The organism is Antarctobacter heliothermus (assembly GCF_002237555.1).
In the GTDB taxonomy this organism is placed as follows: Bacteria; Pseudomonadota; Alphaproteobacteria; order Rhodobacterales; family Rhodobacteraceae; genus Antarctobacter; species Antarctobacter heliothermus_B.
In genome coordinates this window covers 1,100,984-1,125,159 of record NZ_CP022540.1, presented here as the reverse complement: position 1 = coordinate 1,125,159, position 24,176 = coordinate 1,100,984, and the positions used below count along the sequence as shown (strand labels likewise).

Sequence of the window (24,176 nt, the reverse complement as noted above, 5' to 3'; positions counted from 1 at the left end):
GTCTCCTAGAATCTAAGGTCCAGCCCATCGGGTGCGGCTGGCGCCACCGAGGTCCGCATTGCGCGTTGATCTTCTTGGCCCACAAGAGCGTCGTCGCCATCCGGCGTCGGCTGCTCGCTACGTCTTCCTTCGCCTCCATCGGAAAAGGTAAAAGACGCCCCGTCGTACCCGGCATCTGCAAGATCACGCGCGAGTTGGTCGATATGGCGTCGCAACAGGTCCAGAGTCTCCGGCCGGTCTGCCGAAACATGTACAGTCATGCCCGTGTCAGAGGGCACCAGTTGCATACGCACTTGCCCCAGCTCTTCGGGTGATAGCCGAATTTCGACGCTGCCCTCTGAAAGCCGTGCCATGCCTTCTGCCACCTGTCGCACTGTCGCCATTGCATCAGCGCGATTTGAGATGGATGTCGTCGGTGGCAGCTGTACGCTTGGGGTTCGCAGGTCGGCTGCGGCCCCGGTCCCCCGCAACTCGGCCGACAACGACTCATCCAGAAAGTCAGCCAACATCGGGGATGTCACGCGGGCATCACCCAGACCGGGTTTGCCAAGGGCTGGTAAGCCAACCGGGCCAGCGTGGAAATCTTTCCGATCAGTCGACGGCGTCTGATGCGCTCGGTCGATGGCGATCCCGTCCTCACCTGCTGATTTGGCGAAGCGAAAATGGCGGTCATCAATTCGCGTTTTCGCGGATTGATGGTCTGCAATCGAAACGCTCACCTTTTCGTTTATGTCCGAACTGATCATCGCCCCAGGTTTCGACAGTGACCCGGAAACGAAGTTTTCGGCAGCAGCTTGGGGGATCTTGGCCGCAGCGACCACTGATTTTTCAACTACCTCGAGCGAATCTACACCCTCACTTGTGGGTTGGATGAACTCTGGCGCAATCAGCACGCCCAAGTCTGACGGCGGCGCTACCTTTATCGCAGGTGCCGGTGCAACCGTTGTCGGCACGACGATAGTTCCTGCACGCGCCCGCCGCGTTTCGATTGCGTCACGAGGGAATGCGGATTGTGGATCTTTCACGGTGGTCGTCACTGGGACAGTGCGGCCGCGGTCCGGAGACAATTGAAACGATCCGGCCTGCCGCTCAAAAATCGGACCCGGTCCCGCCTTCGCGACCCGTGGTGTTGTGTCTGCAGGTGGGTTTGGTGCCGTTTCATCAGGAGTTTCGCCTTGTGAAATCGGCGCGTCCAAGTCGATGAGACCATCCGTCGACGCTGGCGAACCAGACGCAACGCTCTCCATAGCGCGCTGTCCAACAAGACCGTCGATTGGGAGTGCAGTACTCCTCTGCGGAGCGGTCAGCGGCGCGTCGGTGCGGGAAAACTGTTGCGGAAATCGGTCGGCGGCAGACATATCAAGCCGAAAGACCGGCAACTCTCGCTGAACCGGCGCCCCGCGCGGAACCCGTGTGACTTTCCTTACATCTTCGCCGATATCCAACGGCGCCCTTGAATTCAAAGCTGGGTCAGTCGGATTCGGCTGTTTGGAGAGGTCGGCGGCCTGTTTTGCGTGAATCGCTGGATCTGTTGTTAGTCCGCGGGGTAAATCAATTGATGGGTCAACGGGAAGAGCGGTTGCGGTCGCTGCCGGGACAAAACCGCTATCTTTCCGACGCGCCGCAATCATGTCATCCGATTCTGAAATGACCCGCGGAGCGTCCTCTTTCACGTCCACCGATTCTTTCAGGCGCACGGTCGCGAACGCACCACCATCAACCGAAACCCGGGATGGAGTAGCGCGTGTCGGTACAGGATTGTCCGGCGGGACCGTTGCATAAGGTATTGCAACAAGGGCGTCGTGACCGCGCATTCCAAGTCGCGGATCGAGTTTATCCTGAAATCTAACGTCCTCATCAAACCAGTCCGAATCTTCGGTCCGATCCAACCCGGACGTCAATGGCACATCACCTTCATCCGCCTCCGCGCTCTGGGGCCCTAGGTGGTCTACGTCCACCGCGTCGTCGGATTCGGCACCTGACAACAGGACCTCCTCCGCCTCTTCGCCCTCTTCTTTCTCGGCGATTGGATCCGGATCGAGGTGCCAAGACGGCTGCTCATCCTCAGCGCGGGCAAAAACGCTCGCAAAATCGATTGTCGGTTCTTCGCCTGTCTGGGTGTTCGGGCCCCGTGACGCGGGGGTCAGGCCCAACAGGCTGGTCAATTGGCTCAGCATGCATGCTCCGGGAATTCTTCCACGTCGCCACCCTAGGGCGATCCTCCTTACCACTTCTTTACCGCGATCAGGCCTAATCGAGCGGAGCGAGTCGAATTGGAGACAAAGAAGATGGAAATTTCACTGACACAGCCGGGCCCGTTACCACCACAGGATCGCGCCTTGCGCGATGCCGCCCGCGAACTAGAGGCAAACTTTCTGGCCGAAATGTTGAAGGCTGCCAAAGTGGGCGAAACGCCAGAGGGATTCGGAGGGGGCGAAGGCGAAAACCAGTTCACGTCTTTCATGCGGTTGGAACAGGCCCGGCAAATGACTGAAGGCGGTGGAATCGGCCTTGCAGAGTCACTGTTTCACGCCCTCAAGGAGAGAGCCAATGACTGATCAAAACGTCGCCGAACGCCTAAAAGCACTACTCGAGGCAGAGCGCACCGCGCTGTTGGAAGGCGATTTTGACCGGCTTTCCACGCTGATGGAAGAAAAGCAGGCCTTGGCAGAAGCCTTGGCACATCGTCCGCTGTCCGTGAGCGAAGTGACCCCTCTCCGAGACGGATTGCGCCGAAATCAGGAACTGTTCGACCAGGCAATGGCTGGAATCCGCAATGTTGCCACCCGCATTGGCGATCTGAACCGGGCGCGACGCGCAACCGACACTTACGACGCGCATGGCAAACGCCAGACCATCGACGCACCAGCATCAAAGCGGCTCGAACGCAGAGCCTGAGAATTTGTGAAAAATCCGCAGGATAGAGAAGAAGGGGATTAGGGCTCCGTTAGGATTGAAAGGCCAAGTTGGCCACGCACCACAGCAGGTGGCGCAGACCAGCAAAGAGCTCGGGCTGCATTCGTCAGAAAGACGTCAGAGATGCCGTACGCGGCAAATGCAACCGGCGCAAAAGCGCCTTTTGAAAGCAAGGACACTCTATGTCTAGCATCCTGACGAACAACGGCGCCATGGTGGCGCTGCAGACACTGAAATCGATCAATACCAGCCTTGGCGACACCCAAAAGGAAATCTCGACCGGCAAGAGTGTGGCCAGCGCTAAAGACAATTCGGCCGTCTGGGCCATTTCCAAAGTCATGGAAGCCGACGTAAAAGGCTTCAAGGGGATCTCGGACAGCCTCAACTTGGGTCAGTCGACCGTTTCTGTTGCCCGCCAGGCCGCAGAAACCGTGACCGAACTGTTGACCGACGTAAAGGGCAAGATTGTCGCCGCCCAGGAAGAGAACGTGGACCGGGGCAAGATCCAGGCCGACATCGATGCTCTGCGTGATCAGATTTCGGCAGTTGTGGGCGCGGCCCAATTCAACGGCCTCAACTTGCTTTCGAATACCGACACCGCTGCTGGTACGGGTAGCATCAACATCCTTGCCTCGCTTGACCGTTCGGGCAGCGGTGTGACGGCCTCTGACATCACTGTCGGCAAGCAGGATCTGGGCACATCCGCCGGGTCGATCGACGTCGCCAGCGCAGCTGCGGTCGCGATTGGCAGCGACGCTGCCTCTGGTGCCGCAAACGCCGCTGCAGTGGCACTGACGGGCAACACCGCTCAGCCGACCACCCTTGCCGTCATCGGTCAAACTGCCGGAGCCGGCACAGCTGCCGTAGCAGCAGGCACCGGCTTTTCGATCGAAATCACCGCTGGTGCCGGTGATCTCGCGACCTTCAACACAACCGCAACGGCTGGCGCGCAAGAGATCACTTACATCGCACGCGACGGCGATACCGAAGCTGACGTGGCCAAAGGCCTTGCCGATGCATTCAACAAGTATGTCGCGGACAACTCGGACATCACCGATGGATTGGGAATCGCGGCATCCGTAAACGGAACCAGCGCCAACCAACTGGATTTCACTGGCGCCAACAACACCGGCGACAACTTCTCTGTCCAAGTGCGCAGTTACGCGGTGGCCGACACCACAATCGGCGGCCGGCTTGAGACGCTCTCAGACGTCGATGTGACCACACAAGCCGGTGTCGACAGCGCTCTGACAGAAATCGAAGGCCTGATTCAGACGGCCATCGACTCGGCAGCTGCTTTTGGTTCGGCCCAGGGCCGGATCGAAACTCAGGCCGACTTTGTCACCAGCCTGACCGACGCCCTGAAATCTGGGATCGGCACGTTGGTCGATGCCGACATGGAAGAGGCATCCGCCCGTCTGCAAGCGCTCCAGGTCCAGCAACAGCTGGGTGTGCAAGCGCTGTCCATCGCCAACCAGGCACCGCAGTCGCTGCTGTCTCTTTTCCGGTAATACAACCAACCGGGGGCCGGCCAAACCGGCCCCCGGATTTCAACTCCTTACTCTCATAACCAGAAGGTTCTGACGTGAACGCACAGACACTTGCGCACCGGGCCTATGCCCAAAACGCCCGCTCGACCCAGACCCCACGCGGTACCGAATATGAACTGATCGCCCGAGTGACACACCGAATCAAGGCCGCCGCCGAAGCGGGTCCTCGATCGTACCCGAAACTGGTCGAAGCGCTTTCCGACAATCAACGCCTTTGGACTGCATTGGCGGTGGATGTCGCTGACAGCGACAATGCCTTGCCAGCCGAATTGCGGGCTCGGATCTTTTACCTCGCGGAGTTTGTGCAGCACCAAACCTCACAGGTGCTGACGAAAAAGGCGCGTGTCAGACCTCTGCTGGAAATCAACGCCGCAATCCTGAAAGGATTGAGCGGCAGGAGCACACAGAAATGAGTGGACTAGTCCTGAAACTCGGGCCGCGCGAACGCGTGCTGATCAATGGAGCCGTTATCGAAAACGGCGATCGCCGCAGCCGTCTGTCGATCGTGACGCCCAATGCAAATGTCCTGCGACTGCGCGACGCGATCCACCCCGGAGAAGCAAAGACACCTGTTCGGAGGCTGTGCTATCACGCCCAGCTCATCCTGACTGGAGACGCCAGCGCCGACGAAGCGCGGGCACAATTACTGCCCCGGATCGAGGAGTTGAGTCAGATTCTGGTCGACGCCGACAGCCGGCGATTGCTGACCCAGGCGACCGAAGCCCTGCTGGGCGAACAGTTTTACCAGTGCCTCAAGGCCCTGCGCGCCCTGATTCCGCGTGAAGACAGGCTTTTGGCTACTGGACCGGCACCGCAGTAAAAGGAGAGCTAGATGGCCATCACTCCGATGATACCGGGCACTGGTCTGGTCGGCTGGCAAGTTTTGCAGTCAACTCTGAACACCCAGCGCACGTCGTTCAACGCCAGTGCGGAGATCGCCCGGGATACCGAGTATTTTGCTGAGAAAATCGGCAGTATTTCATCCGGTGCGGAATTGGTTGACGATCGGCGCTTGTTGAGTGTGGCGCTGTCTGCCTTCGGCCTATCCGATCAGGTAGATAGTACCTATCTGATCAAACGCGTTCTTGAAGAAGGGACTGAAGACGATACAGCCCTTGCCAACAAGCTGAACGATGGGCGCTATGTGGCGTTGGCCAATGCCTTCGACTTTTCCGAAACCGTTGATTTTCCCTTTCAGGAAGAGGGGTTCGACGATGAAGTCACTGCAGCCTACGACGTCAAAGTGCGTTCCGACCTTGCCGCGCTTTTGGCGCAACCGGAGTATGTGAACGATCCGGACGCAGCCGCGGCATTGGAAGAACAGACCCGGTTGGTGCTGGAAACGACCAAGGCCTATTTCGAAGAAAACATTGGCTCGGTCACATCGGTCGATGACTTCCTAGCAGATACCGACCTGTTGAAGGTCGCATTGGGGGCGTTTGGTGCCGAGAAATGGATCAACTCTCCCAATCTTCTGAAACAGGCATTGCAAGATGGCGGCGATGGCCCCGGCGCGCTCGCCAATGTGTTGGGCGAAACGGGTCTGGCCGAAATGTCTCGGGTGTTCGGATTTGACTCGGAACCGACGACGGCCTTGCAGGCCGGAAATTTCGCCAATGACATCATCGACAACCATCAATGGCAACTTTTCGAAGAGGCGGTCAGTGGTGTTGATGCCGCAATAGGTACCGCACTCAGCTTTCAGCGCGCGGCTCCCGGACTTGCCGGATTGTCATCGTCTGACAACACCAAGTGGTTCAACGTTCTGGGCGATACGATGATGCGCAGCGTCTTTGAAACTGCGCTGGGCCTGCCCGACGGCTTCAGCCAAATCGACCTCGACAAACAATTGGAAACGTTGACCGAAAAGGCACAAAGTCGATTTGGCATTACGGAATTCGCCGATCTCGAAGATCCTACGATTCTGAACAAGGTGATCCACAGCTATCTTCTGCAATCACAGGTGTCACAGTCTGCGGGCACCGGATCGAGCCAGATCGCGCTGACGTTGTTGTCCTCAATCAACATACAGCGCATCTGATCCCGTAGCAGCAGCCGCCTACCGGGCCCGAGCGATAGGTCGCCCCTGTTGTGGACGGCGCGGCGGTGCTGCAGCGCTGCGCCGCAGGATAAGCTCCAATTTTTGAAACGCCCCTGCCGCCCCATTCAGCGATTTTTCGGCCAAAAACCCATCCAGATCTGGCCAGACCTTCATCGCCTGATCCAGTATCGGATCATCTCCTTCGCGGTACAAACCTGCGCGCACCATTGTTTCGGACCGCGCATAGGCCCCCAACAAGCTGCGCACCTTCTGAATCAACTCATTTTCATGGTCATTTGCCGCCTCTGGCAGGCTGCGGGACACGGAACGCAGCAGATCAATGGCCGGAAACCGCCCTCTTTCGGCAATCTGCCTGTCCAGCACAACATGCCCGTCCAGAACGCCGCGCAGAATATCTGCGACGGGCTCATCCATGTCCGACCCGGCCACAAGAACACTGAACACGGCGGTAATGTCGCCCGATCCTTGCAGTCCGGGTCCCGCCCGTTCCGCTAGACGCATGATCTGGTGCGCCACCGATGGCGGATGGCCGCGCAAGGCCGGTAATTCCCCTGAGGCGATGGCCACTTCGCGGTGCGCTTCGGCGAAGCGGGTGATCGAATCCGCCAGATAGAGAACATGTTTTCCCTGATCTCGAAAATGCTCTGCAATCGTCATCGCCGCCAACGGGCAACGGCGGCGCTCCAACGGCGAGCGGTCGGACGTGGCCGCAACCACCACGCTGCGAGCCATGCCCTCCGGGCCCAGAACAGTTGTCACAAAATCCAACACTTCGCGTCCGCGTTCACCAACCAGCGCCAGAACGACCACGTCGGCGTCCATCCCTTGCGCAAGTTGCGCAAGTAGTCGTGACTTCCCGACACCGGACCCGGCAAACAGGCCGACCCGCTGGCCCTGAACTATCGGCAAAAGTGTGTCGAAAACTGCCAGGCCGGTGTCCAGCCGCGCACCCAGTCGGCCCCGCGCAGCGGCGGGTGGAGGGCTGGCCCGAAACGGGCGACGACGTTCTCCCGGACCAAGGGGCGCCCCGTCAAGCGGTCGACCGTAGGCATCGACAACCCGCCCGATCCAGCTGTCGCAAGGGGCCAGAGTCGGAGGGCCAAGCACCGCAACCCGATCCCCTTTGGAAACCCCGTCGGGCACCTCATCTGGCAGCATCGCCACTAGGTCGTCGCGGATCCGCAACACCTCTCCGCCTAGAACATTGCTGCCGTGCATCAGGCGCAACCTGTCACCGATGCAGGCATGTTCCGCCAACCCCCGCACCCAGATTATTGTGCCGTCAACTGATTGCACGCGCCCAACGGCGCGCACCGGCTGCATCTGCGAAATCCGCGCCCTGAGGCCATTGATGTCTTCGTCCATCGTTCGCTCCGTTCATTCCTCGCAAACCATATCTAAAGGAATCAGCGTTAAGCCTTGATTTAAGCAATCGAGGGAGAAGCCCCGATGTTCCAGAATTTGGACGTCTTCAGAACGGCGATGGCCATGGCGCGGCATGCGGGCATGCAGCAGGCTTTTAGCAGCCAGAATATCGCAAATGCGGATACACCCGGTTACCGGGCCCGCGAATTGCCGGAGTTTGGCGAAACCCTGCGCGACTCGATGATGGGTCAGCGGGCGTCGCGCGAAAGGCACCTCAACGGCAGCAACGGTCGTTCGGTCGATATCTCCGAACGCCGCGACGCGTTGGATCCCAACGGCAACACTGTCTCACTTGAGCAGGAGATGGTCACCGCCGTGGACGCCAAGCGCCAACATGACCGCGCACTGGCCATCTACCGCAGTAACCTCAGCATCCTGCGCGCCAGCCTTGGCCGTTGATAAAGGAATAATCCGATGAGTGATTTTTCAAACGCTTTGAAAGTGACCACTACGGGCCTGCAGGCACAGGCCGCGCGCCTGCGTCTTTTGTCCGAGAACATCGCCAACGTCGACACGCCCGGCTATCGGCGCAAGACCATGCCGTTTGAGGCCATGCCCACCGCCGCAGATGTGACCGGGGTCAGGGCGGGCGATGTCGCGCTGGACCGCACAGATCTTGAGGTTGTCCACGATCCTGCGCATCCGCTTGCCGATGAGACCGGCACCTACCTTGGGTCCAATGTCGATTTGATCATCGAGATTGCCGACGCCCGCGAAGCACAAAGATCGTATGAGGCCAATCTCAAGATGTTTGACCAGACGCGCCAAATGTCGACCAGCCTGATGGATCTGTTGCGTCGTTAACCCCCTGATTTTCATAGTGATAGGAGACCAGAATGGACGTCCGTTCTCTATTTGCCGCGCAGAAATATGCGGCCTCTCGCCCCGCGATGCAGCCTGAACCGGAACAGGCGGTGCCGCTGGAAAAGGACTTTACCCGCATCACGGAGGAATTCGTCGATCAGTTGCGGCAAGCCGAGGAGACGGCCAAGACCGCGATGACCAGCGACGCCGATCCTCACGCGCTGGTCGAGGCGTTGGCCCAATCCGAACTGGCCGTCGAAACCGTGGTTGCAGTGCGTGATAAGGTCGTCGAGGCCTATCAGGAAATCCTCAGGATGCCAGTCTGACGCCATGCTGACAGAGGTCGTCTTTTTCGACACGCTGCGCATGGGGTTGTGGATCGCCACGGTGACCTCCGTGCCGATTCTGTCCGCCGCGCTGGTCATGGGGGTCGGCGTTGGCCTGTTTCAGGCACTCACCTCTATCCAAGAGATGACGCTGACCTTTGTGCCCAAACTGCTGGCCATTGTCGCCGTCTTCTGGATGTCGATGAGCTTTATGACTCGCACGCTCGTGGATTTTTTCCAGGGGCAAATCATTCCCCTTATCACCGGAGGCTGACATGGAAACTGCCGGCTATGCCGCCCTTTCCCGGCAATCGAGCCTGATGCGCGAAATGCAGGTTATCGCCAACAACATCGCCAACGCCAATACCACCGGCTATCGGCAAGAGGGCATGATCTTTTCCGAATTCGTGGCCGAAGGCGACGGGATGGCCGCCGTATCCATGGGTGCCGGACGCATCGGCTCCACCTCTTTGCGGCAAGGCACCCTAGAACAGACCGGCGGCCTGTATGATCTTGCGATTGAGGGCGACGGTTTCTTTCTGGTTGAAACCGGCGATGGACAGCGCCTGACCCGCGCCGGGGCATTTTCGCCCAGCGCCGAAGGGACCCTGGTCACACCGGACGGTCACCCGGTTCTGGACGAAAGCGGCGCGCCGATCTTTGTCCCGCCCCAGGCCGTTGGCCTGGCGATTGCCCGCGACGGCACGATCAGCACTGAGGGTCGTCCAATCGGACGAGTCGGAGTTGTGCAACCGCTGGAACCGCAGGGCATGATCCGCGAAGGCGGTCAGATGTTCCGCAGCGACTCTGGGTTCGAACCAGTCGAGAATCCTCGCGTCATGCAGGGCTTTGTCGAGGCCTCAAACGTCGATCCGATCCTTCAAGTGGCCCGAATGGTCGAGGTGCAACGCGCCTACGAGCTGGGTCAAAGTTTCATGGAGCGAGAGGATGAACGCATCCGCAGCGCTCTGAAAGCCTTCATCAAATAGGAGCCGTCACATGCGAGCCCTCAAGATCGCCGCCACCGGGATGAGCGCCCAGCAAATGCGGGTCGAAGTCATCTCGAACAACCTCTCGAACATGAGCACGACGGGCTACAACGCCCGCCGGGCCGAATTCGCCGATCTCCACTATCAACAACTAGCCCGCGCCGGGTCTGTCAGCGCGGCAGACGGGACGGTCTTGCCAACCGGGGTTCAACTGGGCCTTGGTGTTCGGCCCGCCGCCGTTTCCATGCAGCTACAACAGGGGGCTTTGTCCGCAACCGGCGGCGATCTTGACCTTGCCATTGAGGGCAATGGGTATCTGGAGGTCACGCTACCATCAGGACAATTGGGCTATACCCGTGATGGCGGGCTGAAGCGGACGGGTGAAGGGCTGATCGTTACATCCGAAGGTTTCCCGATCTCGCCCGAGATCGTAATTCCCGAGGATGCCTACAGTATCTCGATCAATGCCGACGGCGAAGTCTATGCCTATTTCCAGAACGACCCCGAGGGTCAGCTTTTGGGTCAATTCACCCTGTCCGGGTTTTCCAACCCCAAGGGGCTGGAGGCGATCGGCTCCAACCTATTTGTCGAGACTGAGGCCTCTGGCCCCGCGCTCCAGACGACGCCCGGGCAAGACGGGCTTGGGACGGTGCGGCAGGGTTACCTGGAAGACAGTTCGGTGGATGCCGTCAAGGAAATCACCGACCTGATCGAGGCGCAGCGGGGGTATGAACTGAACTCTAAGGTCATCTCTGCAGCTGATCAGATGATGGGCGCCACGGCGCAGGTCCGCTGATGCGTTGGTTGGTCCTGTTCGCTTTGGTCCCCGCAATATCCCCAGCGGACACGGTTGTCGCCACGCAGACCATCCGTCCGCAACAGATCATCACGGCGGATGCCGTACGCCTCGATCCTGCACAGTTGACCGGCGCATTTACGACACTCGACGCGGTAATCGGACAGGAAGCGCGGACAGCCATCTACCCGGGCCGCGCAGTAATGCGCGGCTCCGTCGGTCGGCCTGCACTGGTGGATCGAAATCAGGCGGTCGAACTGGTCTACGCGCACGTCGGCCTGCGCATCAAGGCCGAGGGGCGGGCGCTGGGTCGTGGCGCGGCAGGTGAGCGCATTCGCGTTATGAACGTGGATTCGCGCACCGTTCTGTTCGGGACGATTTCCCCGGACGGCAGCATTCTGGTGAACAAGTGAGGACTGACATGTTGCGACGACTTGGCTTGATCGGATTGGCTCTGGCCGCAAGCGCCTGCGCGCGGGTTGATCACATCGGCAAAGAGCCTGATTTCACGCCCGACACCAGCAGCCCGGAGCGCGTTGCGATGATCGCCTCCGGTTTGCCACCGGGGGACGCGTCCAAACGCGGAGCAGATCGCGCCTCTCTCTGGAGCGGTGGAAAAACCTCTCTGCTTGGCGACCGGCGCGCGGTCAGGCGCGGTGACATTATGACGGTCGTGATCGAAATCGACGAAAGCGCTGAAATCAAGAACCAGACTTCGCGATCTCGGTCGGGGTCGGAAAGCCTGGGCGTCCCTGCTCTTTTCGGCATTCCGCAACGTATCAATCAGGGTATCACCGACGGTGCGAGCCTTGATGACGCGGTTTCGATCAAGTCGTCCAGTGATGCCAGCGGCGATGGATCGGTTCGGCGCAGCGAAAGCCTGACCCTGCGCGTTGCAGTCACGGTGATCGATGAGTTGCCAAATGGCGTCCTGGCCATCGAAGGAAGTCAGGAAGTCAGGGTGAACTTTGAACTGCGCGAACTGCTTGTATCTGGTTACGTCAGGCCCGAAGACATCTCGCGCCAGAACGAAATAACCTATGACAAAATCGCGGCGGCCCGCATTTCCTACGGCGGGCGCGGTCAGATCAGCGACATGCAGCAACCCAGGATCGGCCAGCAAGTGCTGGATGCGATCCTGCCCTTCTGAGGTCGGTTCATGCTTAAGAAATTGCTTCCAATCGTTCTGGCCCTGATTGGCACCGGCGCTGGCGTCGGCGCCGGATTATTCTTGATGCCTGCAAACGGGGATGTTCCGGATGTCGCGGATAATGCTGTCGTCAAGTCTGACGGCCTCCATACGGCGGCCGACTCGCACAAATCAGACCCCCACGGAGGCGAAGGCAATGAATACGTCAAACTTAACAACCAGTTCGTGATCCCCATAATGGGCGCAAAGAGGGTCGAGGCGTTGGTTGTAGCAGCTCTGAGTCTGGAGGTCAGTGGCGGCGCGAGCCAGACGGTTTACGCGCGTGAGCCGAAACTGCGGGACGTTTTTCTACAAGTCATGTTCGACCATGCCAATATCGGCGGTTTCGAAGGTTCATTTACGTCCGGCGATCGAATGGAAATTCTGCGTTCTGCCCTTCTCGATGCGGCACGTTCGGTTCTCGGATCGGACGTACAGGACGTGTTGATCACTGAAATCGCCCGTCAGGACGCCTGACCAAACCGCAATTGCGTTAGCTTTGCAGGCCACCCTTTCGGGGTGGCCTTTGCTGTTAGGGATCATGAAATACCCTGGGCCCGCGCCTCGCGGAGAATGCCCAGCGCGTCATTGGCATCCGCCTCAGCCTTGAGCCGACGTTTTTGCTGGGCTTCCGCCTCTTGGCGGGCCAGTTTTCTGGCAGCTTCGACTCGGGAAAACGCGGTTTTAGCCCGCGCGAGGCTATCTGCCTCCTGCGCTCGGGCCATGGCGCTATGGCGCAGGATCTCTGCCCGCCGTGTCGCCAGCCAGCCCTGCCACAACGTGTCCGCACCCAGTATCTGTCTGGCGTTTATTGCCCCGGTGTCAGATTGAGCGGCTTGGCGCAAACCGTCGATCTGCGCCAATTCTCCCGCAAGACGACTGCTTTCGGCAAGGTTTCGTCGGTGTTTCTCGAGATCTCTTTCCAACAGCAATTCGGTTGCTTCGGTCAGATCATCATATTTGGATGTCACCAGCGCTTCTCCTTGGCTTTGGCACGCATACTGTCGGCAAAACGGATCGCCGCTGCGACGGGCCGATAGTGATCCGCCGCAATCTCCGCGCCGATTTTTGTGGTGGCGTACAGCGCCCGCGCGGTTGGCGGATCAGAGTGGATCGGAACGCCGGCATCCTTCGCCGCCTCACGGATGCGCGCCGCAACGGCGTCTTGACCTTTGGCCACACACACCGGGGCAGATCCCCCCATCCGGCTCCACTTCAGGGCGACAGCAAAATGGGTCGGGTTGACGATGATCACATCCGCCTTCGGAACCTCACCCATCATCTGGTTCAACGCCAGTTCTTGAGCACGCATGCGGCGGTGTTGTTTTAGGTGCGGATCGCCCTCGGATTCCTTCATTTCGTCGCGCAATTCCTTCATCGTCATCCGGTTTTTGCGAATGTGTTCAGCGCGTTGCCAGAACAAGTCGGTTCCACCTATAACCACTGCAATCAGAACGACGATGAACAGAAACTGCTGAATGAGGCTGGTCATGCTCAGGACAACCTCGCCCGGCGTACCCATGATCGCACCAATGATCACATCCCGTTTGCCACGCAAAAATACCGCGAGAAGGATGGAATAAACGCTCAGTTTGACGAAACTCTTGAAGAACTCGAACAGACCCCGACGACCGAACTTGTTCTTGGCATTCTCGATCGGGTTGATGCGTGATGCCTTGGGTGCCAATTTCGACCCGGTGAATAGCACCCCGCGAGTTGCAAAAAGCGTCAGAAGGACAAACAGCCCGGGCACAGCGAGAAAAGGCAACGCAGGCATCAGGGCCGCCGACATTACGGAACCTACCATTGCGGGCGCGCCATCCTCAAAGAACAGGGCCTCCAGCCGGTCGGGCTGTTCCAACAGTGGCAACAGAGATTCCGCAAATTGCGACAGACCGGGACCACCCAGCGCCACCATGCAGATCAACATGCCAAGGTAGGCCATCGCTGTCAGAATGTCCGGCGCGCGCGGAATTTCACCCTTTTTTCGGGCCTGATCGAGTTTTCGCTCAGAGGGTTCGTGGCTCTTTTCCGCCGAATCGTCTTGCTGCGACATGGAGATCTACCTGAAGGGCGCGGTAAGAAAGCCGTCAAAGGCATGTAACCAGACCGAAAGCAGGATCGGGGCCGAGATCATCAATAGCGCGATTGCCCCGAACGTAATGACAGGCGCACCGACAAACGCCACCATAAGCTGGGGCATCGCCTTGTTGATAACGCCCAACGTCAGGTTGTAGATCACCGACATCAGGACAAACGGCGCGGCAAGGGTAAACGCCAAGGCGAAACTCTGCCCTACGCGATGACGCCCGGCGTCGGCCACATCGGCTGGATTTGGAAATTGCAGCGCTGGCAGCAGTTCGTACGACAGGATCAGGAAGGACGCAGCCTTTATGTGAAAGCCGGTCGCCATCAAAAGCGCCAGCGCCGCCGTGGTGAGGATATGGCCAATAGCTGGCAGCGGATCGAGCCCCGATCCCCCCAATAGCTGCGAAAGTGATGTGGATTGCGCGGCCATTGCCCCAGCAGTCTGAATGGCTAGAATGAACAGCCGCAGCATTATTCCCAGAAACAGCCCGCTGAGCGTTTCCGTGGCCAGCACCATCACAAACGCACCAAGCGTTGGGTCCGGCAGGTCGATCCCCGGTGCGACGGCCGGCGTGACGATCACAGTCAACATGATTGCGATGACAAGACGGACTCGGACGGAAATGACCTGTTCACCCAAGCCGGGAAGGGCCGCAAGAGTCGCTGCAACCCGGAGAAACACCACCAGTGAAAGCCACAGCCCGCCTGAAAAATGTTCCATCAGAGGGTGCAGTGCGGTCACGCGGCCACTACCCCAACCAGTGCAGGCCGTGCCTCCAACCCAATTTCTTCATAGGACATGACCGGCGCATTGAGGCCCTTGGCAACCATAACCGTGCGCAAGAATCTTCGGCGCCGGGCAGAGGTGACCACGGCGGCAGAGACGCCCCGGTTAGCCGCTTCGCCAATGGTTTCGGCCAAGCCGCTGGTGAGTGCCTCAAACTTGTCCGGCGGCAATGCAACGTCCAGCGCGCCTTGGCTACTTTCGACCTGGTACGACAAAAAGGTTTCTTCCCATTCCGGGGCAAGTTGGACGAGTGGAATAGTTCCGTCATCGCGTCGCATCCCTGCCACAAGCTGAAAGCCTAGGCGCTGACGCACATGTTCACAGATAGCCTCGGCCTGGGATTGCTGGCCCCGCATTTCGGCGATTGTCTCAAGGATCAGTGGTAGGTTGCGCACCGAAACCTGTTCATCCAACAAGAGCCGCAGCACCTGAAGTAGGGTGTCGATTTGCACTTTGTCCGGGATCAGCTCATCCAGCAGCTTGCGATTTGCTTCGGCACGGGACTGATTGCTGAGAGAAACCATTTCATCCAGCAGACGGCGCAGCGCCTTCAACGTCAGAAGTCGACCAAAGTTGCGGCGGATTACTTCAAGCAAGTGCGTTGCCAACACCTCAGTCGGTGAGACGATGGTCGCTCCGGTGATCGCGGCTTTTTCCTGATCCTCGGGACGCAACCAGCGTGCGGGCGCACCGTAGACTGGTTCGGTAACGTCACGTCCCTGTGGCAGGGCACCGCTGAACTCCGGCAAAAGTGCAAGAACGAAGTCGGGATTCAACTCACCCCGCGCCATTTCGACTCCGTGGATGCGGATCACATAGGTGCCGGTCGGCAAAGAAGGGGCGTCCGTCAGGCGGATCTCTGGCAGGACGAGGCCGAAATTTGACGCAATGTGACGCCGCATGTTGGCTATTCTGACGTCCAGTCCAGTGCCCGGATCCAACACCATATTGACCAGATCGGGTGCAAATTCGACATGGATGTCGTCCAAATCAAGGACGTCGCCCATGTGTTGAACGGGCGGCCCAGGCTCTTCCTCAGCAGCTTCTGCTCCGTCTTCTGTTTCAGGGGGGCGTCTGGACAACCACCAGGCCGTCCCGCCAAGAACCCCGCCGCCAAGAATGAAGGGCACAAAGGGCAGGCCCGGAACCAGCGCAAAAAGCACCATCAGCACGGCAACCGCCAAGAGCGCCGAGGGATGTCGCCCGAGTTGGGCTGCCACGGCAACGTCCGTTGCCCCGGTCGCCCCCCCACGTGCCAGTAAGAGACCCGCTGCAATCGAAATAATCACAGCCGGAATTTGGGATACCAACCCGTCACCCACGGTCAGGATCGCATAAGTTTCAAGCGCGCTACTCAGCGGCATACCATGCATTACGGTGCCCATGATGATCCCCATGACGAGGTTCAATATGGTGATCAAAAGGCCGGCAACTGCGTCGCCCTTGACGAATTTCGACGCGCCGTCGAGAGACCCGAAAAAGGTTGTCTCTTGTTGTTCAGTTTCACGGCGGCGCTTAGCCTCTGTATGGTCGATCGCCCCCGCGGACATGTCCGCGTCGATTGCCAGTTGCTTCCCCGGCATAGCATCAAGGGCAAAGCGTGCCGAAACCTCAGCCATGCGTGCTGAGCCTTTTGTTATCACGGCAAAGTTAACAATCATCAGGACACCGAAGACGACAAGCCCTAGAAAAACACTGCCCCCCATGACGAAATTGGCAAAGCCTTCGATTACCTCGCCTGCGGCGTGTGTGCCGGTATGCCCCTGACCTATGATCAGTTTGGTTGAGCTGACATTCAGCGACAGCCGCAGCATCAGCGAGGTCAGCAGAATCGTCGGGAATGCGGAAAAATCAAGCGGGCGTTCGATGAACAGCGTGACCGTAAAAATCAGAATGGCGAGGCCGAACGACGCAGCCAGACCGACATCCAACACCCAGGATGGGACCGGCAAAACCATCATGACAATCACTGCCATAAGCGCAAGCGCCATAAGGATAGTGGGTTTGAAGAGGCTAGAAGGTGACATGGGCTGCTTTCTCGCTGTCACGCCGGACGACGGCGGTTTGCTGGCCGACCAATGATAGGAGGAGGTATACTTATTCTCTCTCCCTCATTGCCGAGTGGGTTACATTCCACGTTGACGAGAGCGGCAGGTTGCTAGCGCTCCTGATTTGACGCAAATTTTAGGGGTGGCAGACAAACCAGATGCGCAGAGAACAAGGATCTCGACACCAAAGGCGGGGCTTGTCGACCTCGGTTCGCACCTCGCCCGGATCTGCGGGTTGTGCCGAATCCCTGTTCCGAGCCGTGCCGATGTTTGAACCATCCTGACCACGTCAGCATTCCGCCGAATGTGGGACTGCGCCATTTCTTGGCCTTCCTATTCAGTCTTCCATACCTTCTTGGGTAGGCCAGAACAGTTTAGAAACCGTAAGGAAAATTCAGTCCTCAATTGGAACAGAAGTTGCATCCAGCAGCGCTCGAAGTGTCTCTCGAGAGTGCGCGCTGGCCGCTGATAAGGTATTTGCAGCGGAAAGGGTCAAATCCGATGCATCAAAGGCAACCGGCGTAGTTTGCATGAGGCCCGCTGCCGGTGCTAGAGCAGTGTCGCTTTCGGCGACATCCTCCCAGTCACCGGATAACCAAGCGGCGTCCACAGCGGCGGGGCCATCACCAATGCTCTCATATATGGCCTTGGTAAAAACATGGTCGCCCATTTGGCGACGCGCCTCGGCACGCAACCGCACTACCCGATCTCCGCGTTGCCCAATCAAGATGATCTCGGCCTCTGCAGGGCGAGAAAGGGCGAGAAGCGCCGCCGCTCTGGCTGTGCGGGACTCTGGCAGATTGTTCTCGTCGGTCGTCACGACCAACTGTTCAAGTGCGATGTCAGGCAGGCCAAGGGACAAGAAACGCTCGGCGATATTGATCCCGGTCGCGGATTGATCAGGGTGCAAACCGTCTGCAAGCGACAGAGTTGCCAGCTTCAGAAAGGTCAGGTCATCTGCTCTCTCGACAAGGAACTTCAGGGCAACTTGCTGCATAAATGCGACAACCTCTGGCGGCATGCCGTGCGGGGCGTCGAATTCGGCAAACGCAGCGTCGAACGCACCGTTTATCAACAGCGAACGCACGTGCGATTTCCAGAGTTTCTGGCCATCTTCTGTGTTGCGCAATTCTGTTGCAAAAGCATCGGACAATTCGACGATACGCGTTGGCACCGGCGTGTCCGTCGCGTCGGCAAGTTCAATTGCCGCAGCAACGGCCTTCGCCGCTTCAGGACCGCCGGCAACGGAAAGGTCATGTAGGCGTTTTCCCGCCTCGCCATGTCGTCCTTCTTTTAGAGCCAGTTGCGCTTTTCCCAAGGCAATACTGTCGGTTTCCTCACCTTCCATTCGCTGCAAGCGGCGCAGCACATCTTTTGCGACGTCAGAGTAGCCAGATCGGGACAAGTGATCGACCAACTTGGGCCCCAAATGTGACCGCAGATGTTTCGGCAAGGTCTCAAAATTGCGCAGGATGGCGGCAGCAGAGATTTTAGGAGCGTCGGGCGACGGAGGCAGCGACAAGACCGACCAAAGCGCAGCTGCGCCGTCACATCCGGCCAACCCATCGAAGAGGCCAGTGGGGTCCGGTTCGCCATCGACGACATACGACAGCGCGACAAGGGTTGGGGCCTGCATTTCAGGTTGCAGGGAAAGTGCCGAGCGTGCCTCGGCACCAAAGCCATAGTACAGCAACGACGTTGCATATTGCCGAAGAAATTTCGACCCAATCCTATCAAACTCTCCAAAAACCTTGCCACGTCTTTCTGCCAGAATGACGTTTGGATCGTCATCTGCTTGGGACCAGGAGCCAATCGCAAGATCACGGTCATGGACACACACTTCACCGCCGACCGAAATCCGTCCATTTTGCAAAGCTTGGTGGTCCAGACCCGACAGGCCTACCGCAAGCCGTCTTGCGAGAGTACCCGGGTCAATTGACAACTCATCGGGAATCACTGGGTCGGGTTGGCGATCCTCCACCTGTATGGGCGCAGCGGGAGACCTGATAGCCGGATCCAAAAGTCCCTGAGTCGCCGCCACGGCAAGGTCCGCGGCGAGTTGGTTACCAAGATCGCGTGACGCAGACGGCCCCCCGTCCCGGGAATTGAGGATGGACGAGACCAAATCCTCGGCCACACTGTCCGCAAAATAGGGCAGACGGCGCGCGTCTTCCGATTGAGGTCCGATCTGCGGGGCATCGCCGAAGCGGATTTGGGCAAACTCACGCAGTAAAGGCGACCGAACAGGATCTGTTGTTTCGGATTCCCGCCAGACGGCCCTGGACGAAGCAATTTGCGCCAGTGGATCAGATGGCGCAATGTCGATCACCAGCATGGTTCCCCTTAATACAAATGCTTCCGCACCACATTGACAACTCAAACCTATATCTAGCCCTCGGCCATCCGCCGATGGCGTTAACCCGGCGATCCGTTCAGTTCCAATCCGGTTGAAGACTGTCGACGTGTCAAATTCGTACGGCCCAGAGCCCAATGAAAGCGTAACGCGCGCGGCCTCCTGATCAGGTATCAGTTCCCAGTCAGTTCCATCAGGAACATCGAGGACAAGTCGTGTAAATTCCCCATGTTCACCGCTTCGCACTGTCACGGTTTGCGCCGCCGTAACGGTCGGCAAGAGCAAAATCAGCAGCCAGAAAATCCAGCGGGTCATGCGGCCTCCTGTTTGACCGATTTCAACGCCTCTTCAAGATCCTCAAAGCTTGGTCGGAAGTGGTCCGGCGTATTCTGACGACCAACTTCGATGCAGATGTTGGTTGCATGGTTGTGAAGATTGGCCACCAGGACTTCGCGGATCAGGTGATAAAATTGAAGGTCCTCTTCCGCGACGGCCTTGACCTTGGTCGCAAACGGTCCGACGAGCCCGTAGGCTAGGAATACGCCCAGAAACGTGCCAACCAGCGCGCCACCAATCAGCTTGCCCAATACTTCGGGCGGCTGATCGATTGACGCCATTGTCTTGATCACGCCTAGAACCGCCGCAACGATTCCGAGAGCTGGCAGGGCGTCTGCCATGGATTGCAGCGCGTGACTGGAGTGCAGGGCGTGATGCTGCATTCCGTCAAGCCGTTTGTCCAGAACCTCTTCCACCTGGTGCGGATCGTCATAGTTCATCGAAACGGATCGCATCGTGTCGCAGATCAGTTCAATGGCGTATTTGTCCGCCAGTATCTTGGGGTACTTTCCGAAGATGTTGGATTCCTTTGGCGATTCGACGTGCTCTTCAATGGCGACCGGGTTCTGCCGGGCCAACCGGATCAGTTCGAAGAGCAAGCAAAGCAAATCTCGATAGTCTTCGGGTTTCCATTTTGCGCCCTTGAAGACCTTGGCCACGTCTTTGAGCGTGTGCTTCACCGTTGCGCCGTCATTGCTGATCAAAAAGGCGCCGGTGGCGGCCCCCCCGATCATCATGAACTCAAACGGGAGCGCCTTGATGATGATCCCCAGCTTGCCGCCAGCGGCAAGGTAGCCGCCGAAAACCATGGCGAAGATCACCACGATACCAATGATTCCGAGCATATACGCTCTCCCGATCCGTTGCCGTCGCCAGCCTGTCAGCCAGCCGTTAAGAAAGCCTCTTCAGCGCCGTTACATCACCACAAAATCAGCATGCAATGCGCCGGCGGCCTTAATGCTCTTGAGAATGTCGATCATATCCCGCGGGCTGACCCCCAATGCGTTTAGACCGGCGATCACCTCTGATAGATTTGTGCCCGTCGGAACCTCGGCAAGGCCGATACCCGGCTCTTCTTCAATCAGGGCACCGGTGCGCGGCACCACTACAGTATCCCCATCGCTGAACGGGTTAGGCTGGATCGCCAGTGGCGCCTCTTCGATCCGAAGTGTCAGATTCCCCTGCGATACCGCTACGCGGGAAATTCGCACGTCAGAACCCATCACAATGGTACCTGATCGCTGGTCGACAACGACCCGTGCGCGGCGCTGTGGTTCGACCGCAAGGTTTTCGATGGCCACGACCGCCCGAGCCGGCGACCCGGCCCCGGCGCGTTGCAGGTCCACACTGATCGTTCCCGCGTCCAGCATTGTCGCCGCCCGCCGTCCGATGGAGCGATTTATAACATCTTCGATCCGCGCGGCGGTTGTGAAATCCGGCTCGCGGAGTGCCAATCGCAGCGTGGACAATTGGGTGAAATCAAATTCAATCTCCCGTTCGATCCGGGCCCCCGAGGGAACGACCCCTGCCGTCGGGACGCCTTGAACGATCCGGGCTGCCTCACCTTCGACTTCGACACCGCCTGCAATGATTGTGCCCTGAGCTACGGCGTAAATCTGACCATCCGCGGCATTCAGCGGAGTCATGATTAGTGTGCCGCCCAAAAGGCTTTTGGCGTCACCGATGGCCGAGACCGTTATGTCAATCTGGCTGCCGATCCGCGCAAACGGAGGGAGCTTTCCGGTCACCAAGACCGCCGCCACATTGCGCGGGCGAAACTGCTCGCCCGTGACGTTCACGCCCAGCCGTTCAAGGATGTTCGACATGATTTCTTCGGTAAAGGGCGAATTTCGCAGTCCGTCTCCAGTCCCGTTCAAACCAACAACTAGCCCATATCCGACAAGGTCGTTCGACCGCACGCCATCAACCTCGACCAAATCCTTGATGCGGACGGATTGAGCCGATGCCGGGATACCAAATGCCAACGCCAGAAAGAACGAGAGTAAGAAACGAATGAACATCAGAGATACTCCGCAAGGGAAAGTCGCTGGGATCTGGCCGTGATGGCGTAGAGGCTTTCCAGCTGAGTCCGGATATTTTCGTAGCGGGACGCGGTGTAGTATTGATCCGTTCCCACCAGATCGAGCCTGGCGATATTCGTGGCCGTGAATTCTGCCGAGTTTCGGGCTGTTGTCTCTTCGACGCGCGCCTCCAGCGCCCCAAGGCCCGCGCGCAGCTCGACAAAATCCTGCTGCGCGGCAAGCAGGTCTCGCCCGGCGGTGGTCAGGATTTCGATTTGCAGATCCTGATCGAACCCCAAGGTGCCATCCGTTGCCAGCGCCGCCATAACCATGGGTTTCAATACTTCACGAAAAACGGGGTCAGTTGCCCGGATATCCAGGTTGGCGCTCTCTGTTTCAGAAAGCTTCAGCGGCGCAAGACCGGTGTTGGACCCCTCATAAGTATTTGTTTCATAGGTTCCGCCTGCGCCAAAGAAGGTATCCAGCACAGCCTCGACGCCAGCCATATCGGTCTGGCCGACAAGTGCCGTCCGCACATCGTTCAGTAGAGCATCGGCGCTTTGGACGGCTTGCCGGTCTGTTGCAGTTCCCGAAAACAGAAACCTCCCGGCAACGGAGCGGTTGAGACCGTTCATTACTTGGCTAAGTGCATTTTCCGCGTCGTCGGCCATCGTGCTTAGCAAGGCCGAGTTTGGCGTGAGTTCTGCCGCAATGAGCGTTTGCGACAGCGTTTCGCTCCTCCCTTGGATCTCATCAAGTGCCGTTTGCATCGACCCGGAGAGAAAGCTGGCCTCGGTCGTATTGACCCGGTAGGTGTCCATCCGCGAAAGAGCGCGGTCGATCGACTGCAGCCCGGTCAAATCACCATGCAGATGTTTGCCCGCGTCCCTGACGAATCCGGTCGAGACCTCGACCGCAAGTTTATCCATTTCCTCACGCAGGCGCACCTGGTTGGTGCGCAACACCAGGGCGCGCGCCATGTCTCCGATGACTTCCATGTCGGGTTCTCCTTATATGGACATCAGCTGGTCAAAAAGTCCGTCGATCGTCGACATGACCTTGGCGTTGGCTGTGTAATGCTGTTCGATCTGCATCAGGCGTTGCAGTTCCTGATCCGTGTCCACTCCCTTGGACAGCTCCAACTCCCTGAGCGCGGCGTTCTGGATCGAAACAAAGGTTTGCGCGTCTTCTGCCCGCACACGCTCTCCCGTCGCTGACGACGCGAATTCCGAGATGTGGTTGGCAAAGCTTCGCGAGATGGCGGTCAAGCCTGAAGAACTTGGCACGGTGGCGGCCCCAAGCGCATCACTGATCCCTTGCAGAAGCCGCGCATCGCCTACGTCGCCTTGTGTCGCCGCGCCCAAGCCGTCGCGCAGCCGCCAAGTGCCGCCGCTGTCCGGTGCTACCAGACTATTGATTTCAATTCGGCTCGCGATACCGGCCTCGTTCACAGGAAGAAATGCCAGTCCGCCATCGGTGAACAAGCCCGGATCGGTCGCGCCCAACGTGCTGTCCGGACCACCGGGCCCCAGCCGCTCGATCAGATCGCGGGCTATCCCGTCGAGTTGCGACTGATATTCCACCGCCGACCCGTCCCGGATTTGGAACTGAGCAGCCAAGCTGCCCCCGGCAAAAAGCACTGATCCGTTAAGATCCACCGGCGTGCCGTTTATTGTTAGTCCGTTGAGCTGACCCCCGCTGAACGTCATGCCCGCGCCGATCCCATAACTGGGCTCAAACCCGATCTCGACCGGCGAACCATCAAGCAAAACAGCCCCACCGCGCGAAAATACTGCAATGTCGCCCTTGTCACGTTCGACCACGCGCAATGGAACAATTTCAGCGATACTGTCCAGCACCCGCTGCCGCTCATCGTATAAACTGGCCGAATCCGTTCCGGTCGACCGCGCCGCGACGATATTGTCATTGAGCGCGTCCAGCCGCGACAGCGCGTTGTTCAAGGTTTCGACCTGCGCGCCGATGCTGGTGTCTGCGGTTTGTCTGGCCGCCTGCACCTCATCCGACAGAGCGTTGAGAGACTGCGCCAAAGAATCCGCATTGTATGATACAAGCTCGAGCCGCTGGGTCGACGCAGGGTTGGACGCCGCGTTCAACAGCGCATTCTCGAACACGTTGATCCGGTCGGTGAGTGAACCGGGAACCCCGGACTCGCCCACCAGATCCTCGATCCGGCGGGCGAAATCAAATCGGGTCGTGGCATCGGCAAGAGAGGCGTCCGCAACCATCCGGTCGCCGGTCAGCACCGGGTCCGAAAAGCGGATTGTACCCGAAATGCGTACACCTCCGGTGGTGCCGACGGCCCCAGGGACGAGCTCAAGCGTTCGTCGTCCATAGCCTTCTGTCGTAGCGTTAGAGATATTTGTAGACACTAGGCCCGCAGCCCGAGAATTGGCATTGAGCCCACTGAAGGCATTGTAAAGCGCGCCTGAAAGAGACATCTAGCGACCCCCTTTATGAAGTGACAA

General features: G+C 58.7%; 26 protein-coding genes. 15 read left to right on the top strand and 11 right to left on the bottom strand.

What is annotated here, in order from left to right:
• Positions 1-5: 5 nt before the first annotated feature.
• Positions 6-2,177, bottom strand: a complete 2,172-nt coding sequence (gene fliK / locus ANTHELSMS3_RS05365) for a flagellar hook-length control protein FliK (RefSeq protein ID WP_094033980.1) — start codon at positions 2,175-2,177, stop codon at positions 6-8.
• Between the two features lie 111 nt (positions 2,178-2,288).
• Here fliK and ANTHELSMS3_RS05360 point away from each other — a divergent pair, with 111 nt between their 5' ends.
• From ANTHELSMS3_RS05360 to ANTHELSMS3_RS05335, 6 genes are all read left to right on the top strand, one after another.
• Complete coding sequence (locus ANTHELSMS3_RS05360; RefSeq protein WP_094033979.1) at positions 2,289-2,558, top strand: rod-binding protein; 270 nt, start codon at positions 2,289-2,291, stop codon at positions 2,556-2,558.
• Positions 2,551-2,898 (top strand): hypothetical protein, encoded by a 348-nt coding sequence (locus tag ANTHELSMS3_RS05355; protein WP_094033978.1) that lies wholly within the window; start codon positions 2,551-2,553, stop codon positions 2,896-2,898. Before ANTHELSMS3_RS05360 ends, ANTHELSMS3_RS05355 begins: the two co-directional genes overlap by 8 nt.
• A 200-nt stretch (positions 2,899-3,098) precedes the next feature.
• Positions 3,099-4,427 carry a flagellin gene (locus ANTHELSMS3_RS05350; RefSeq protein WP_094033977.1) on the top strand — a complete coding sequence of 443 codons (1,329 nt, stop codon included), beginning with the start codon at positions 3,099-3,101 and terminating at the stop codon, positions 4,425-4,427.
• Between the two features lie 74 nt (positions 4,428-4,501).
• Positions 4,502-4,879, top strand: coding sequence for a flagellar biosynthesis regulator FlaF (gene flaF, locus ANTHELSMS3_RS05345; protein WP_094033976.1), 378 nt, complete (start codon positions 4,502-4,504; stop codon positions 4,877-4,879).
• Positions 4,876-5,286 (top strand): flagellar biosynthesis repressor FlbT, encoded by a 411-nt coding sequence (gene flbT, locus ANTHELSMS3_RS05340; protein ID WP_094033975.1) that lies wholly within the window; start codon positions 4,876-4,878, stop codon positions 5,284-5,286. The genes flaF and flbT overlap by 4 nt, the downstream gene beginning before the upstream one ends.
• Positions 5,287-5,298: 12 nt before the next feature.
• Complete coding sequence (locus tag ANTHELSMS3_RS05335; RefSeq protein ID WP_254694851.1) at positions 5,299-6,507, top strand: DUF1217 domain-containing protein; 1,209 nt, start codon at positions 5,299-5,301, stop codon at positions 6,505-6,507.
• An 18-nt stretch (positions 6,508-6,525) separates the two neighbouring features.
• On the opposite strand, the gene ANTHELSMS3_RS05330 is transcribed toward ANTHELSMS3_RS05335, so the two are convergent.
• Entirely contained in the window at positions 6,526-7,893 is a 1,368-nt protein-coding gene (locus ANTHELSMS3_RS05330; RefSeq protein ID WP_094033974.1) for a FliI/YscN family ATPase, read from the bottom strand.
• Positions 7,894-7,977: 84 nt separating this feature from the next.
• Between ANTHELSMS3_RS05330 and ANTHELSMS3_RS05325 the strand changes: the two genes are divergently transcribed.
• Genes ANTHELSMS3_RS05325 through ANTHELSMS3_RS05285 form a run of 9 tightly spaced genes read left to right on the top strand, consistent with a single transcriptional unit; the run spans position 7,978 to position 12,534 of the window.
• Positions 7,978-8,352, top strand: coding sequence for a FlgB family protein (locus tag ANTHELSMS3_RS05325; RefSeq protein ID WP_094033973.1), 375 nt, complete (start codon positions 7,978-7,980; stop codon positions 8,350-8,352).
• Between the two features lie 15 nt (positions 8,353-8,367).
• Entirely contained in the window at positions 8,368-8,757 is a 390-nt protein-coding gene (gene flgC / locus ANTHELSMS3_RS05320) for a flagellar basal body rod protein FlgC (RefSeq protein ID WP_094033972.1), read from the top strand.
• A 32-nt stretch (positions 8,758-8,789) separates the two neighbouring features.
• Positions 8,790-9,083 (top strand): flagellar hook-basal body complex protein FliE, encoded by a 294-nt coding sequence (gene fliE / locus ANTHELSMS3_RS05315; RefSeq protein WP_089276489.1) that lies wholly within the window; start codon positions 8,790-8,792, stop codon positions 9,081-9,083.
• Between the two features lie 4 nt (positions 9,084-9,087).
• The gene (locus ANTHELSMS3_RS05310; protein ID WP_089276488.1) at positions 9,088-9,357 is read left to right on the top strand and encodes a flagellar biosynthetic protein FliQ; all 270 of its coding nucleotides are present in this window, start codon (positions 9,088-9,090) and stop codon (positions 9,355-9,357) included.
• A gap of 1 nt (position 9,358) precedes the next feature.
• Complete coding sequence (locus ANTHELSMS3_RS05305) at positions 9,359-10,072, top strand: flagellar hook-basal body complex protein (RefSeq protein WP_094033971.1); 714 nt, start codon at positions 9,359-9,361, stop codon at positions 10,070-10,072.
• 10 nt (positions 10,073-10,082) lie between these two features.
• Complete coding sequence (flgG, locus tag ANTHELSMS3_RS05300; RefSeq protein WP_094033970.1) at positions 10,083-10,868, top strand: flagellar basal-body rod protein FlgG; 786 nt, start codon at positions 10,083-10,085, stop codon at positions 10,866-10,868.
• Entirely contained in the window at positions 10,868-11,281 is a 414-nt protein-coding gene (gene flgA / locus ANTHELSMS3_RS05295) for a flagellar basal body P-ring formation chaperone FlgA (protein WP_094033969.1), read from the top strand. The genes flgG and flgA overlap by 1 nt, the downstream gene beginning before the upstream one ends.
• Positions 11,282-11,289: 8 nt before the next feature.
• Complete coding sequence (gene flgH, locus ANTHELSMS3_RS05290) at positions 11,290-12,018, top strand: flagellar basal body L-ring protein FlgH (protein WP_094033968.1); 729 nt, start codon at positions 11,290-11,292, stop codon at positions 12,016-12,018.
• Positions 12,019-12,027: 9 nt separating this feature from the next.
• Positions 12,028-12,534 carry a flagellar basal body-associated FliL family protein gene (locus ANTHELSMS3_RS05285; RefSeq protein ID WP_094033967.1) on the top strand — a complete coding sequence of 169 codons (507 nt, stop codon included), beginning with the start codon at positions 12,028-12,030 and terminating at the stop codon, positions 12,532-12,534.
• A gap of 62 nt (positions 12,535-12,596) precedes the next feature.
• Here the strand turns inward: ANTHELSMS3_RS05285 and ANTHELSMS3_RS05280 are convergent, their stop codons facing one another.
• The 9 genes from ANTHELSMS3_RS05280 to flgK all read right to left on the bottom strand — a co-directional run bounded on the left by ANTHELSMS3_RS05280 (position 12,597) and on the right by flgK (position 24,149).
• Positions 12,597-13,028: a hypothetical protein gene (locus ANTHELSMS3_RS05280; protein ID WP_254694850.1), complete on the bottom strand. Its 432-nt coding sequence runs from the start codon at positions 13,026-13,028 to the stop codon at positions 12,597-12,599.
• Positions 13,025-14,113, bottom strand: a complete 1,089-nt coding sequence (locus ANTHELSMS3_RS05275; RefSeq protein ID WP_094033965.1) for an EscU/YscU/HrcU family type III secretion system export apparatus switch protein — start codon at positions 14,111-14,113, stop codon at positions 13,025-13,027. Before ANTHELSMS3_RS05275 ends, ANTHELSMS3_RS05280 begins: the two co-directional genes overlap by 4 nt.
• 6 nt (positions 14,114-14,119) lie before the next feature.
• On the bottom strand, positions 14,120-14,866 hold the full coding sequence (locus ANTHELSMS3_RS05270) for a flagellar biosynthetic protein FliR (protein WP_094033964.1): 747 nt from the start codon (positions 14,864-14,866) through the stop codon (positions 14,120-14,122).
• Between the two features lie 17 nt (positions 14,867-14,883).
• Complete coding sequence (gene flhA, locus ANTHELSMS3_RS05265; protein WP_094033963.1) at positions 14,884-16,959, bottom strand: flagellar biosynthesis protein FlhA; 2,076 nt, start codon at positions 16,957-16,959, stop codon at positions 14,884-14,886.
• A 415-nt stretch (positions 16,960-17,374) separates the two neighbouring features.
• Positions 17,375-19,648 (bottom strand): hypothetical protein, encoded by a 2,274-nt coding sequence (locus tag ANTHELSMS3_RS05260; protein WP_157733399.1) that lies wholly within the window; start codon positions 19,646-19,648, stop codon positions 17,375-17,377.
• Complete coding sequence (gene motA, locus ANTHELSMS3_RS05255; RefSeq protein ID WP_094033961.1) at positions 19,645-20,514, bottom strand: flagellar motor stator protein MotA; 870 nt, start codon at positions 20,512-20,514, stop codon at positions 19,645-19,647. Before motA ends, ANTHELSMS3_RS05260 begins: the two co-directional genes overlap by 4 nt.
• Positions 20,515-20,583: 69 nt before the next feature.
• Positions 20,584-21,690, bottom strand: coding sequence for a flagellar basal body P-ring protein FlgI (locus ANTHELSMS3_RS05250; RefSeq protein ID WP_094033960.1), 1,107 nt, complete (start codon positions 21,688-21,690; stop codon positions 20,584-20,586).
• Positions 21,690-22,688, bottom strand: a complete 999-nt coding sequence (locus ANTHELSMS3_RS05245) for a flagellin (protein ID WP_094033959.1) — start codon at positions 22,686-22,688, stop codon at positions 21,690-21,692. The genes ANTHELSMS3_RS05250 and ANTHELSMS3_RS05245 overlap by 1 nt, the downstream gene beginning before the upstream one ends.
• A 12-nt stretch (positions 22,689-22,700) precedes the next feature.
• Positions 22,701-24,149 (bottom strand): flagellar hook-associated protein FlgK, encoded by a 1,449-nt coding sequence (flgK, locus tag ANTHELSMS3_RS05240; protein WP_094033958.1) that lies wholly within the window; start codon positions 24,147-24,149, stop codon positions 22,701-22,703.
• Between the last annotated feature and the right edge of the window lie 27 nt (positions 24,150-24,176).

Coding starts and splice junctions, on each gene's coding strand:
- fliK (WP_094033980.1), bottom strand. CDS start 2,177: ATGCTGAGCCAATTGACCAGCCTGTTGGGCCTGACCCCCGCGTCACGG.
- ANTHELSMS3_RS05360 (WP_094033979.1), top strand. CDS start 2,289: ATGGAAATTTCACTGACACAGCCGGGCCCGTTACCACCACAGGATCGC.
- ANTHELSMS3_RS05355 (WP_094033978.1), top strand. CDS start 2,551: ATGACTGATCAAAACGTCGCCGAACGCCTAAAAGCACTACTCGAGGCA.
- ANTHELSMS3_RS05350 (WP_094033977.1), top strand. CDS start 3,099: ATGTCTAGCATCCTGACGAACAACGGCGCCATGGTGGCGCTGCAGACA.
- flbT (WP_094033975.1), top strand. CDS start 4,876: ATGAGTGGACTAGTCCTGAAACTCGGGCCGCGCGAACGCGTGCTGATC.
- ANTHELSMS3_RS05335 (WP_254694851.1), top strand. CDS start 5,299: ATGGCCATCACTCCGATGATACCGGGCACTGGTCTGGTCGGCTGGCAA.
- ANTHELSMS3_RS05330 (WP_094033974.1), bottom strand. CDS start 7,893: ATGGACGAAGACATCAATGGCCTCAGGGCGCGGATTTCGCAGATGCAG.
- ANTHELSMS3_RS05325 (WP_094033973.1), top strand. CDS start 7,978: ATGTTCCAGAATTTGGACGTCTTCAGAACGGCGATGGCCATGGCGCGG.
- flgC (WP_094033972.1), top strand. CDS start 8,368: ATGAGTGATTTTTCAAACGCTTTGAAAGTGACCACTACGGGCCTGCAG.
- fliE (WP_089276489.1), top strand. CDS start 8,790: ATGGACGTCCGTTCTCTATTTGCCGCGCAGAAATATGCGGCCTCTCGC.
- ANTHELSMS3_RS05310 (WP_089276488.1), top strand. CDS start 9,088: ATGCTGACAGAGGTCGTCTTTTTCGACACGCTGCGCATGGGGTTGTGG.
- ANTHELSMS3_RS05305 (WP_094033971.1), top strand. CDS start 9,359: ATGGAAACTGCCGGCTATGCCGCCCTTTCCCGGCAATCGAGCCTGATG.
- flgG (WP_094033970.1), top strand. CDS start 10,083: ATGCGAGCCCTCAAGATCGCCGCCACCGGGATGAGCGCCCAGCAAATG.
- flgA (WP_094033969.1), top strand. CDS start 10,868: ATGCGTTGGTTGGTCCTGTTCGCTTTGGTCCCCGCAATATCCCCAGCG.
- flgH (WP_094033968.1), top strand. CDS start 11,290: ATGTTGCGACGACTTGGCTTGATCGGATTGGCTCTGGCCGCAAGCGCC.
- ANTHELSMS3_RS05285 (WP_094033967.1), top strand. CDS start 12,028: ATGCTTAAGAAATTGCTTCCAATCGTTCTGGCCCTGATTGGCACCGGC.
- ANTHELSMS3_RS05275 (WP_094033965.1), bottom strand. CDS start 14,113: ATGTCGCAGCAAGACGATTCGGCGGAAAAGAGCCACGAACCCTCTGAG.
- ANTHELSMS3_RS05270 (WP_094033964.1), bottom strand. CDS start 14,866: ATGGAACATTTTTCAGGCGGGCTGTGGCTTTCACTGGTGGTGTTTCTC.
- flhA (WP_094033963.1), bottom strand. CDS start 16,959: ATGTCACCTTCTAGCCTCTTCAAACCCACTATCCTTATGGCGCTTGCG.
- ANTHELSMS3_RS05260 (WP_157733399.1), bottom strand. CDS start 19,648: ATGACCCGCTGGATTTTCTGGCTGCTGATTTTGCTCTTGCCGACCGTT.
- motA (WP_094033961.1), bottom strand. CDS start 20,514: ATGCTCGGAATCATTGGTATCGTGGTGATCTTCGCCATGGTTTTCGGC.
- ANTHELSMS3_RS05250 (WP_094033960.1), bottom strand. CDS start 21,690: ATGTTCATTCGTTTCTTACTCTCGTTCTTTCTGGCGTTGGCATTTGGT.
- ANTHELSMS3_RS05245 (WP_094033959.1), bottom strand. CDS start 22,688: ATGGAAGTCATCGGAGACATGGCGCGCGCCCTGGTGTTGCGCACCAAC.
- flgK (WP_094033958.1), bottom strand. CDS start 24,149: ATGTCTCTTTCAGGCGCGCTTTACAATGCCTTCAGTGGGCTCAATGCC.